The organism is Vibrio sp. 03-59-1, assembly GCF_013114135.1.
Taxonomy (GTDB): Bacteria; Pseudomonadota; Gammaproteobacteria; order Enterobacterales; family Vibrionaceae; genus Vibrio; species Vibrio cortegadensis.
The window spans coordinates 97,340-109,782 of the sequence record NZ_VTYA01000002.1; the positions used below are offsets into that span (position 1 = coordinate 97,340).

Consider the following 12,443-nt stretch of genomic DNA (forward strand, 5'->3'; position numbering starts at 1 on the left):
AAAAAATTATGGGTGTGTTGGAGGCAATCCATCGTCGTGATAATTGTTTTCTAATTGAGCGAAGTTAGAACGGCTAGTTTGGTTTGATATGTATTTATCACAAATGATGATCTGGTTTCGACCGTTGTGTTTTGCTTGATATTGAACATGGTCAACGTAATCAACCACATCTTCTATTGTTGTGTTGAGCAAATCTTGTTTTGTATAGATGCAAACCCCAGCAGAAATGGTGATGACCTTTTCTGTTGGGCTCGTTTTATGTTCAATCTCTAATTCGTGCACCATTTTGCGGATCTTTTCGCTTCGAGTAATCGCTTGCTCAAGATTGCTAATATTGAGCGTCACCACAAACTCTTCGCCTCCGACTCTAAATGCCTTTTCGTTCTCATCGACCGTATTGTCACTTAATACTTGGGCCACTTTTTGTAGTGCAATATCGCCTAGGTTGTGCCCATAAGTGTCGTTGTACTTTTTAAAGTGATCGATATCGACATACATAATGGCGACGTACTTTGATCGATTTTTAACTTGAATCTCAGCCAGTAGTGAATTGAATGAACGTCGATTCAATAATCCTGTTAATGGGTCATTACGAGTCAGATATTCAAGCTCTTTGGTGTGAATGGCCATTTTCTTAATCAGGTGCGTGAATTCGGTAGAGAGTTCACCTATTTCATCATGTCGGTTCTGTTCTGGGATTTTTGTTGTATCGATATCTTTAATATCACGCTTCATACATTTTGAGAGTGATTTCAATGGTGCGGAGATGTGAAAGGAGAGCAAACCAAGAGCGGGTAATGCAATGGCTAAAGCGACGAATAACTCGGACAGAGCATCGAATAATATGACATGCTCCACTTTCTTAATCGAACTTATATCGTAGACCATGTCAACTCGTCCACCAGCGCTATTTGTTGTGGGTAGAGAGAGAAATAGAATGTTCTTTTCTCTATCAAAATAGGACGTGTTGAACTCGTTATTGTTATCAAAATCGAAGTGGTATTTTGCTTCGAGTTGGTTGGAGAGTTCGAACGTATTGAGCGCTTCTTTAGCTCTATTGAGCAGATAGTTGAGTTTAACGTTATCCCCGTCATTAGTGGCTAAGCGTGCTTGAATCCTCTCAATTCTGTCTTTAGTGTTTTGTTGGAAATTCAGCGGAAAATGAGAACGCCATACTTGGCATACTTCGCGATCGAATTGTACCTCGATAGGGATGCTCCTATTATCTGAACGGCCAACAATTTTGAGGTACAACAGATCTGGCGTATTCATTAATTGTGTTTTGAACTTAGGCAATAGTAGGTTGGAATAGTTGCCGCCGGAAATAGCGGTACTGATGTCAGAAATCAGAGGAATGGCTGCCTCTTGATGAAATGCAGTTGTCATACTAACGGTATTGTTGATCTCATTCTTGTGGTGCTGATAGGTCAAACTCGCGATGATCACTAGTATCAACAACAGATGAGAAGCAAATATTTTGGTGCGGATAGAGTGAAATATGGCAATTTTCATAGTGTATCTCAGAGCTATTTATCGAATATTTCGATAATTGGAACAGCACAGGTGCCATTGATACAGATGTCTTGATGACCAAGGTGGCAAGCGTAGCAAACCTCCGTCGCAAAAGATGGATGTTGCGAACTGATGTCATTGCCATTTCTATCATAGGTCCCATACATCGCCTCTCCAGCGAGATGTTCAGTGACAAAGACAATGTCCTGATCTTCATATATGGCAACCGCAGTGATCCCATCAGGGTATGGACCATGATTCTTGTAAGCTTTAACTCTCTCCTTGGGAACAAAAATATTGAGCTTGGTGCCCTGACCGTTATTAATCCAGTTATACATTTTTACGGTTTCTTGAACGAAAAGGGCAGTGTTTGGAGGCAGAACGACATCGTTGCCAGGGAGCACACTCTGTTTTACTAAGATCATACTATCAATATCATCGGGAAATGAAGCGATAGAGGTAGCGTTGGAATGTCCAGACATGAGTAACGCTAAAATTAGATAAAATCTCGCCATAATGCTCTCTTAGCTTTTCAATCTAAACGGGTGCTATAAAGTTAAGTCTAGACAATAGCTGGGAATTTTGAGGAAAAATTCACTTTTTACTTACGTTTATCGGCCACAACTAGAGCTCACGCATGATATGGCATGAACGAGGGCATTAAAGTGTTATGACGGCATAAAAAATGGCGCATTGAGCGCCATTATAAATGTATATGAAAGCGTCCGTTAAGAGAGCTTAAAGGTTGCTACTTTTTCACTCAATTCAATGGCTTGTTGTTTGAGTTCATTTGACTGCGATAAACTGTCCTCAGAGCCAATAACAAGCTGATCGGTCACATCTTTAATCGACGTCACATTCTGCGTGATTTCTCCCGTTACATGAGTCTGCTCTTCTGCCGCCGTAGCGATCTGAGTTGCCATGTCACTGATTAATGTTACCGCAGAGCTGATCTCCTCTAGAGCAAGGGTCGCACGATCGGCATCTTCAACCGAGCTTGTTGCTAAAGTCGAGCTGCTTTCCATTAACGAAACTGCGCGATTTGTGGTGTGTTGAAGAGTGTCGATGGTTGATTTGATCTCTTCCGTTGAAGTGTGAGTTCGTTGAGAAAGCACTCTAACTTCATCAGCAACAACGGCAAAACCACGGCCTTGTTCGCCAGCGCGAGCGGCTTCAATCGCAGCATTAAGTGCAAGTAAGTTGGTTTGCTCTGCAATGCCTTGAATCGTTGAAAGAACCGTATTGATCTCTTGTGCATGTTGCTGTAACTCGCTGATCACAGAACTAGCTTCGCTGACTTCATTAGCGAGGTTATTGATTGAGCCTTTAGTGTGAAGCACTAATGTGTGGCCTTCGTTAGTACTCGTTGATGAGTTTTGTGCAGCTTGAGCGGTTTGTTCAGCATGAGAGGCAATTTCACGAGTAGCAGATGCCATTTCGGTAACGGCGGTTGCAACCATAGTGATCTCTTGTTGCTGGAGGTTAAGCTCATTCACTGAGCTATTCGCACGCTTAGCACTTTGGTCTGACTGATCGGTTAATTGGTGAGATTGCTGACGAATGTGACCAATCAGGTTTTGTAAACTCGCGACGAAAGTATTGAAATTGTGTGCCAGTTCGCCAACTTCATCTTCGTTTTCAACATGGATGCGCTGAGTCAAATCACCACTACCATTTGCGATCTGTGCGAGCGCTTCCGATACATAGTTCAGTGGGCGGAATAGAATGTTACATAACAAGTTGAATAGTAGTGTACAGATGATCACGACAATACCCGTCACCAAAATTTGACCGTATACCGCATCAAATAGTGGAGCAACGAGAGAGTTGTAATTAATGACACTCACGGTCATCAAGCTCGTGCCTTCGATACTTTTTGCGTAGATAACATACTGCTCGCCATTCAATTCAACCTGCATATCTGAATTGCTGTTTGCGGCTTGTTGAAGTGTTGGGAAATTAAGTCCTAGCTCAGAAACGGGCTTGTTTAGCAATTTAGTATTGGGATGAGTGAAAATATTGCCTTTATCATTGGCAATGAACATGTAGCCTTCACCCGGAAGAATGACCTTTTCCATGCTATTTAGGATATCGGTGATCTCTACATCTGCACCAAGTACTACTTGTTGACCGTGTAAATTAAGCGCTTTACCAAGAGAAACAACATTAGCCCCTGTCGCAGCGGCAACCGTTGGGTTATCCATGAACACTTTTGAAGGGTTTGCGACGGCATTGGTGTACCAGCCCCATTTACGTGGGTCATCATTACCAGGTGGTAATACGACCGCATTGGCGTTTGCTTGTGAGCCATCAGGGTAAGCTAAGAAAACATTATCAAACTTAGCAGAATCTCGAACTTGCTTTAAATGCACCACAATCGCGGCTTTGTCTGCTTCTGAAGTGAGTGACTTGAGTGCTCGCTCTTTTGACACCAGCCAGTCAGCAACATACTGATTGTACGAAGCGGTTGTACTTTCTAGTCGCTGTTCAACTTCGATATCTAGTCGATCTAGTGATGCATTAAATGATAACGCTTCTACCAACACGCCCCCTAAAATGATGGCGGCGCTTGCGGATATGGCTAGCTTGTTTTTTAGAGATAGTTTTTTAAACATAATAATTCTTATTTTTAATTGTATTAGTTAGCAGCATGCTATGGCTCATGAATCTGAATTATTATAATTTCACAGCTCAAAATAAATAATGATGAAGATCTTATAATCGACATTTAAATAGATGCGAATTAAGTTTCTGTAATTAAGTGCGATTTATAAAGGAATTAGCTCAAATGCTGAAGAGGTACACGGCAGTTATTTTTGAAGTGGTTTGCAGGTTTTTAAAATTGATAGAACTCAAGTAATTGACAGATAGCATAATACTTTTTAGTTAGGTCGATAGACAAAACAGAAGAGATGGTACCGCTATGAATGACATTTAGTAGGTAAGATTACTATCAATGGGTAAATGTAAATTGAATTTTTAGTGTTTTGTTTCAGAGGGTTAACTGTCTTGTTTTGATTGTTTGATTTGGTTCTGTTTTGTGTCGGGTTTTGATGGAATTCGCTTAGTTGAATCCGTTGTTCATAACGAATGCTATCTTGTTAATCTTCTATTCATATTTCTAGATATTGTGTTCATCTATCTTCTATATACTGCTGATTTTTAGGCTTTACATCATTAATACAATGTTATGTTTCAATAAAAGAGGGTAAGCAATCGGCATGTTTAAAAGTATTCGTACACGTATTGCGCTAAGCGCGGGATTAGCGATGGCATTTACATTGCTGATTGCGATGGGAATGACAACCAATGCATTCACCAAAGTAAACCAAGAGATAACTGAAAAGGTTAAGACTCAACTAACAGAAGCAACTATCGCAAATTTGCAGGCAACGGCATCAGAGCAAGGCAAAATCATTTCCAACCAACTTTTCCCTGTACTTGCTAACCTATCTCAAGTTCGTTCAATTATTGAATTGAGTGCAGAGTCTCAATTGGGCGCTGATACCATCGTTAAACAGTTTACCGCAGCACTAGAAGCGCAAGATAAAGCAGTTTTTGCAGGCTACATGGTGTGGGAAGAGAAAACGTGGCCGCTAGAAACCGAAGTAGACGCAAGCGATGCAATGAATAGTAAAGGTTACTTAGCGCCATTCTTTTCTCCCAATTCAAACAATAGTTTTGATGCTGTTGCAATGGAAAGCTTCTCCAACACCGCGCTGAATAGCAATGGCGAGCGTACCGATGATTGGCACTTAATGCCTTATGAAACGGGCAATACTTTTGTGATGGAACCATACATGTACCCGGTTCGTGGCAAAAAAGAGTTGATCACGACCATTAGCCAACCTTTAAAATTGGACAATAAAATCATTGGTTCACTCGGATTTGATCTCTCGCTGATCGAGCTGCAAGGTCAAAGTGAAGCACTGGCTGAAAACCTATTTGATGGCGAAGGCAGCATTATCATCTCATCTTGGAAAGGGGCAATGCTCGCAAATAGCCGAGATAGTGTGAACGTCGGTAAAAAAGTGCCAAGCGAACTCTATTCTCGCTGGTCAAAAATCCAGTCTCTTGCGACTCAAAATGACATTGGCATGTTGACCATTAGCGATCAAGAGTACGCGATTACTTCAGTAGATACTTCTGGGGCTGCATGGATTGTTATGGTGTCAGTGCCGACCAACAAACTGACGCAAAGTGTTGCGACTTTTGAGAATTGGAGCAGTGAACAGAATTCAGGTGCGATTGAGCAAGGAGTTATTGCGGGTTTAATTGCAGCTATTGTTGGTATTACCGTGATGGGTGTGATTGCTAACACACTAGGTAAAATCTTGATCAATCTTGTCGAGCGTTTTAAAGATGTGGCTCAAGGTGATGGCGATTTAACTTACCGTATTGAAGTGAAAGGTAAAGATGAAACCGCGCAACTGGCTTTCTGGTTCAATACTTTCCTAGAACGAATGCAAGGTATGTTAAGAACCGTGATGGATACCGCGGAGCAAGTGGACAGAAGTGCAACTGCAGGTCAAGAACGCGCAGCTACTTCAAAAGATCAACTGAATATCCAAGTTAATGAAGTGAACTCTTTAGCGACGGCTATTAATGAAATGAGTGCAACAGCACAAGAAGTCGCAAGTTCTGCTGTTCAAGCAGCGGCAGCAGCAAGTCAGGTTCAAAGTAACAGTTTGAATGGCATGGGTCGAATGGACAACGCAGCATCAGCGGTAGACGACTTAGCGCTTCAGGTTAATAATGCACAGCACCAAACGCAAAGCTTGGCGGAATCAAGCGCGGCTATTCAAGGTATTTTGACTGAAATTGGTGGCATTGCAGAGCAGACTAACTTATTAGCCTTGAATGCAGCAATTGAAGCGGCACGAGCAGGTGAAGCGGGACGTGGATTTGCGGTTGTGGCAGATGAAGTGCGTAATCTTGCGACTCGCACGCAGTCTTCGACAGAAGAAATTCGTTCGATGTTGGCGAGGTTAGAGCAAGAAACACAGTCAATCGTAGTGCTGATGCAGCAAAGCCAACAACAAGCGGTCGATACAAAAGAAGAGACACAAGCGGCACAACAAGCTTTGGCTGAAATTAACCAAGCGATTGATGTGATTAATGATATGAATAATCAAATTGCTTCAGCAGCGGAAGAGCAAAGCTTAGTAGCAGAAGAGATTAACCGTAATGTTGTCGTTATTAACGATACTGCGGTCGATGTGATGGATAGCATGTCCTCATCAGTATCAATTAGTGGTGAGTTAACCGAGAAGGCAACGGATCTTCATGATGAGCTCAATAAATTTAAGATTTAAATCTGAATATTGAATTCATCGTTACAAAAAAAACCGCATCGAAATTGATGCGGTTTTTTTATCATAAAAAGCGGCGGCGGATTTCGATTTAACTGAAATCAGCCATGCAGTTTAATATTCCCAATGCTCGATGTTGTGAGCACCTGCGAATTGGTTAGGGAAATAATCTTCACATGTACCTTCGCGCCATACATCGGCAGTCGCACAGTGTAAGCCCCCACCAAATGCATAGGCATCACGTAAATCAACAGGAACCACCTCAAACCCAAGTTGGTCGAATTGCTCCATTTGGCCTGTTTCAGACGCTTCAACACACACCGTTTTATGATCTAGAATCAAGGTGTTCATTGATAACCAAGTACTTGAGTAGCAAAGTGGTGGTGGGTTATCCCAAGCAGGTTTAACCGCTTCAACGATTTCCCAATCATTCTTCTCAAAGATCTCGCGTTGCCCAGCAAACAACGGACGATTCGGGTTGAGTAGCATTAACCCCGGACGCAATGGACAGAAAGTTGCATCAATATGAATCGGGTGATTATCTTCAAAGCTTAGAGTGTGGACTCGGTATCCTTGAGGCTCATATTTACGCTTGATCCAGCGGATGCCAGCAAGGTTTGTGGTTAAACCATGTTGGACAAAAATATCTTTCCCTAAACGCATGACATCGGCAGCATCGAATAGAATGTCGGTCTCTTTTGTGCTGTACTCTTTACGCAGCGAACGCTCCATTGTTTCAGCATCAGACATGTATTCGTAAGCGGCAACATAATCCATGCGGAAGCTATCATCAGACAAGCGTGGGCGTGGTGCTTGCTCAATCATACAACTTGTGTCTGATTCGAAATATTCACGCATTAAATCGACATAAGCCAAATATTCGAAGTAGCGGCTACGGAAGCTCATTGGTGCCATCAGCATGCTTTTACCCATGGTCAGTAAGCAATCACGCGGTGGCATTACACCGAAACCAGAGCTGATACTAAAATCAGGAGTAGTGATGCGCTCATTCCAATCTACTGCTCCTGGGCGATCGACAATGATATTGCGGTCTTCTAAGATCTTAGCAAACCCATTTAAGCACTCATTGGCACGATCGATAGATTCTTGAGTCCGTCGACCTGCTTTACTGCCACGCATAGGTGAGTCTGCGGGTATTTTTTCATTACTAGCAGGGCAAGCTTCTGGAATATGTTGGTTATCAGCAATGCCGACAATAACGTGGCGAAGTGGGTCAAAATCATTATAGGATTCAACGTGCAGTCCGGGTCTAACAATCGGAGCACCAGAATCTTTTCTTTCTAGTGGTAAAGATGCATTTGGATATAGGTCATTAGAAACACTCATTATAAATCTCCAATAGAATATAAAGTACTTAGTAGTAAGTCCCTTTATTATTAGTGTTTACTTTATGTTTAATATAAAGCTATTAATAATTTCTGGTAGTGTAAATATTCAAATTAATATGTGTGGTTTATTATGATTAGCAAAGTTAATTACTGCTTTTCAATGACATTAATATCGCGCTAAATGATGGCTGATAATAGTCATTTAATGCTGAGGAGTGGCGGTTTTATGCTGGAGAACTTTAAATGTTAGCCCCATGCATGATGAACATCACGATTGGCTTTGGTGCAAGTGTGTGACATCACATTTATAGAGTCATGATGTTGGTGTTTTGTAGCTGATGTATATAGTTAAGCCAGACATTGGAGGTAGATTATGTGTCAACGTGTTATTGCTAATACGCCTAAATTTTTGATGTTTGATCTACAGAAGTTGAAAGAAACTGAGCATCTTATTTTTGGTGTCGATTATATATTGATACGCCCGAAAACATCCGGGTGCACCTTACATTTGGCGAATACTCACTACCAATTGCATGTCGGTCAGTTAGTGTTACTCGCACCTTTTAATCCGTTTCGACTCTCGTTAGAAAAGCACAAAGACCCGACTGATTGTGACGTTTTACATTTTCGATTAACTGCCCTAGGCCAGACATTTGTTGATAGTATTCAATTTGATATGATCAAGCAGATGCTTGAAAAATCGAGTTATGGAACCTTGTTTGAAGGCGAGGAAATCCATGAGATAACTCAAATTTTGGATAAAATGGAGAACACGCTGGAGTTTGGTCAGGTTTTAAATTTACTTGGGTTACTTGAAGAACTATCTAAGTTAAAGCCGACTCGTTACCTTGCTGACTATCGGTTTGAAGTCAATAACATTAAACGCACTGAAGATCGTGTGCACGTCGTGTTAGAGTACATTTCTGAACACCTTTCTGAATCGTTATCGGTGACCAAAGTTGCTGAGCAGCTATATATGGCTGATAGTACGTTTTCTCGATTTTTCCATGCGAACCTTGGCGTTACATTCCGTCAGTATGTGATTGAACAGCGTGTAAAACAGGCGGCTAGATACTTGGTATTAACCGATTGGACGATTGCTCATATTGGGTCTGAAGTTGGATTTTCTTCCTTATCTAATTTTAATGCTAAATTCAAACAATTATTAAGAAAAACGCCACGAGAATATCGTCTTAACCACATAGATATGAGAAAGGATATATCTAGCAGCCGTGCACTTGAGGGGCAAATTCAAAGTCAATTAACGAGATGATGAACTGTTTTAATATATTAAGAAAAGGACTGCTACGAGCAGTCCTTTTTTCTCATATATGGAGAAATTAATGTATAGAGAAAAAATAACGTATGAAGAGAATAATTGATGGCGAGCATAATTTATGGAAATAATATTTAGTGATGTGATATTTCCATAGATGTTGATTTCATATCGAAAAATTTGGCCACAACCCAATACGTACCACAGGCAAGTAGCGATGAGTAGATAGGGGCTTCGACCCAACCTAAGTCAAATTTTAGAAACAGAAGGCAACCTGAGCCAAAACCAATGATCATAGAAGAGAGTGCAGCGTAGATATTTGCGGGGATAAAGTGAGCAAGTAATGTTGGAGCCACTAGTGCCGCCATTAAGGTTCCTGAGCCAAGAATCGCTAGCATTGATAACATGAAAGGGGGAGCAAATAGCATCACAATGAATCCGGTTATTCCTAACAACCATACCGCCCCACGATTTAATACCAACAGAGAAGATTCAGATAGTTTACAACTAGGCCATATCGATTGACGTAAATCGTGTGATACCGCACCTGCAATGGCGTGCAAAACAGAATTGGCTGTCGATTTCATCGCGAACAAAATAAACAGCGTTACCACAGCTGAAATAGATGGTGTCATGAAATGGGTAAGGAAAGTGGGCATCGCTTCATCGGGGGTGGCAAGATTTGGTATTTTGATGCGGGTATATAAGCCTGCCAAAGGAACTAAACTCAGTAAACAAGAAATGGGCAGCATATAAATTGCGACATGATGTAGCTTAGTGGTTTTCGCTAATGCCATAAATCTTACCGACATATAAGGTAATGTTGTGGTGTAGATAAACGCATACGGAAGCACAAGGAATACATGCAACATCGTTGAACCGTACGGGCCAGAATCCTCAGGAGATAGCAGTTGTGGATCAATAGCATTCAAATTAGAAATGAGTTCACTAGGTGACATATCTGAAAAAATAGTGACGACAATAATCAGAGCGGAAACACACATCCCCATCACCATAAACGCATCGGTAAAAGCAACCGCGGCTAACCCTCCTATAGAGGTATAAATAATGATAATGCCGATCATTAATAGTGCCGCAGTATTATTATCAATGCCTAGCCACTGACCTGCCAATAATCCGAGGGCCTTTATTTGTCCGACCAAAAATACGAGTAATAAAATGATAGTGATGATTGCAGCAAAAGCTTGAGTCCAACGTTTGATTATCTCAGGGCCTTCATGGCTACGAGCTATATATTCTGGGATGGTAAAGCTTCCAATTGCTTGTGCTTTTTGATGTAGAAATCGAGCACAAAACAAAACCGCAAATATTATCCCCGGAGCAAAGAAGAAGTTTCCAAGAAGTTCGATTGAACCGTATTTGTAGGCAACACCTGGGGAGCCCATAAATCCCCAACCAGAAAATCCTGTTGCGACAATTGTGGCGGCTCCAATAAAAGGGCCAAGGCAATTGGCGGCTAATAAAAAACCGCCTTCACCGTCATGAGCTTTCATGATTTTGTTGCTGTACAGCGCGAGCCCTATCATGATGAACACTGTCACCAAGAGGAGAATCCAGTTCCATGAAGTGTTCATAATAGCCTCCGGTTATTGCGCGGGTTGTTCTTTTTTAATTGCAGCGTGCTTTTTGGTCATACTGATGACAATCTCACCCATACCACCACCAATGACCAAGATGCCACCAAGGGTTTGTAACATAGTGAGCGATTCACCAAACATGGCAATCCCAATCCCTGCGCCTACAACCGTTTCAAGGTATGACACACACGCTAACTCAGCGGCTTTTAAATGTTTAGCTGCAATAGTAAGCAAGCTTAGAGCGCCGAATCCGATGAAGAATCCCATAGAGATTAACCAAATCCATGAACTGGTATCCATATCTGCAAGCGATGGTGGTTTGACGACAAAACAGGCCCCAATGGCTACGGCACCGAACAGGAAGTTAAAGAACGAGCGTGAATCTGAGCCAACATCGGTACGGTAGCGGCTGAAGAACAGGTAAAGACCATAACCAACACCTGAAGCTAAACCAAGCATGTCTCCGATAAAGTTCTCTTTAGAGAATGACAACGACATAGTAAGCCCATCAGCAGGCGTGTAATTAATAATGCCTATGATGAATAAGCAGCCTATGAATACTGCGGTTAATAAGGCTGCGGTGAGTTTAGATATTTTTTCTTTTAAAAAAATCGCGGCTAAGATGGTTGAAAATACGGGGCCGGTATAAATAAGAAATACTGCATTTGCCAAGGTCGTATACTGAGTTGACGAGACGTAAGCGGCAAGACATAAGCCTAAGCAAGCACCGCTGGCAATGACAGTTGGCGTGATTTTTGTGGCTTTCATGAGGGCAGTTTTACCCTGATACATCATTAAGCCGAAAATACAAATTGCACCGACTGTCATACGAGTAAACGCGATGACATCACCGCTGGTGTTAATGTTTCGAGCAAACAATCCCACACAGCCCATTAAAGCTGCAGATATTATCATCGTGGAATAGCCTAGCGTTTTGGTGTTCATGACTGACTCCTTTTGTGTTTACTGTTAGGTTGGTCACAAAGGGTTCCACGTCCAGTCGCTTGATAATAAAAAAATACAACGACAACCACCAAACAAAGAACGATGTTTGCAACGATAAAAGCATCGATTGACCAGTAACCTGTTAGCATGTTCATTCCTTTTATAAAGGGAAAATCGCAACATATGGATTGATGTAATGTGGTATGTAGCAATTGATAATTATATTGATGGAGTCATGATGGAAGAACTAGCCAAAACCTGCCGTCTACCTACTGATTACTGCTCACTAGATCTAAAACGTGAAATGAGTAAGTCAATATGAGCCAGTTAATTAGAATACAGAGAAATATGCGGTAGGGAAAATAGATCGTTTTTTAAGCTTTTTCCCATTTAGGTGTGATTTTGTAGATTATGATTGAGTTAACATTGACTAAAAAAGCCAGCCTGCATA

General features: G+C 41.5%; 9 protein-coding genes. 3 read left to right on the forward strand and 6 right to left on the reverse strand.

Annotated features, from left to right (window positions below):
• Positions 1–6: 6 nt before the first annotated feature.
• From F0249_RS02300 to F0249_RS02310, 3 genes are all read right to left on the reverse strand, one after another.
• Positions 7–1,512, reverse strand: coding sequence for a GGDEF domain-containing protein (locus F0249_RS02300; protein ID WP_171755729.1), 1,506 nt, complete (start codon positions 1,510–1,512; stop codon positions 7–9).
• A 14-nt stretch (positions 1,513–1,526) separates the two neighbouring features.
• Positions 1,527–2,027: a hypothetical protein gene (locus tag F0249_RS02305; protein WP_017051358.1), complete on the reverse strand. Its 501-nt coding sequence runs from the start codon at positions 2,025–2,027 to the stop codon at positions 1,527–1,529.
• A 213-nt stretch (positions 2,028–2,240) separates the two neighbouring features.
• Positions 2,241–4,127 (reverse strand): methyl-accepting chemotaxis protein, encoded by a 1,887-nt coding sequence (locus F0249_RS02310; RefSeq protein WP_113800055.1) that lies wholly within the window; start codon positions 4,125–4,127, stop codon positions 2,241–2,243.
• A gap of 606 nt (positions 4,128–4,733) precedes the next feature.
• Here F0249_RS02310 and F0249_RS02315 point away from each other — a divergent pair.
• Positions 4,734–6,827, forward strand: coding sequence for a methyl-accepting chemotaxis protein (locus tag F0249_RS02315; RefSeq protein WP_171755730.1), 2,094 nt, complete (start codon positions 4,734–4,736; stop codon positions 6,825–6,827).
• A 111-nt stretch (positions 6,828–6,938) separates the two neighbouring features.
• On the opposite strand, the gene F0249_RS02320 is transcribed toward F0249_RS02315, so the two are convergent.
• Positions 6,939–8,171, reverse strand: coding sequence for a serine/threonine protein kinase (locus tag F0249_RS02320; protein WP_113800059.1), 1,233 nt, complete (start codon positions 8,169–8,171; stop codon positions 6,939–6,941).
• 375 nt (positions 8,172–8,546) lie between these two features.
• On the opposite strand from F0249_RS02320, the gene F0249_RS02325 reads away from it, so the two are divergent.
• A complete protein-coding gene (locus F0249_RS02325) occupies positions 8,547–9,446 on the forward strand; it encodes a helix-turn-helix transcriptional regulator (RefSeq protein WP_171755731.1) in 900 nt (299 codons plus the stop codon).
• A 137-nt stretch (positions 9,447–9,583) separates the two neighbouring features.
• Here the strand turns inward: F0249_RS02325 and F0249_RS02330 are convergent, their stop codons facing one another.
• Positions 9,584–11,044: a sodium:solute symporter family protein gene (locus F0249_RS02330; RefSeq protein ID WP_171755732.1), complete on the reverse strand. Its 1,461-nt coding sequence runs from the start codon at positions 11,042–11,044 to the stop codon at positions 9,584–9,586.
• A gap of 12 nt (positions 11,045–11,056) precedes the next feature.
• Positions 11,057–11,992 (reverse strand): DMT family transporter, encoded by a 936-nt coding sequence (locus tag F0249_RS02335; protein ID WP_113800065.1) that lies wholly within the window; start codon positions 11,990–11,992, stop codon positions 11,057–11,059.
• Between the two features lie 196 nt (positions 11,993–12,188).
• On the opposite strand from F0249_RS02335, the gene F0249_RS20335 reads away from it, so the two are divergent.
• On the forward strand, positions 12,189–12,314 hold the full coding sequence (locus F0249_RS20335; protein WP_301337535.1) for a hypothetical protein: 126 nt from the start codon (positions 12,189–12,191) through the stop codon (positions 12,312–12,314).
• The last annotated feature ends 129 nt before the right edge of the window (positions 12,315–12,443 follow it).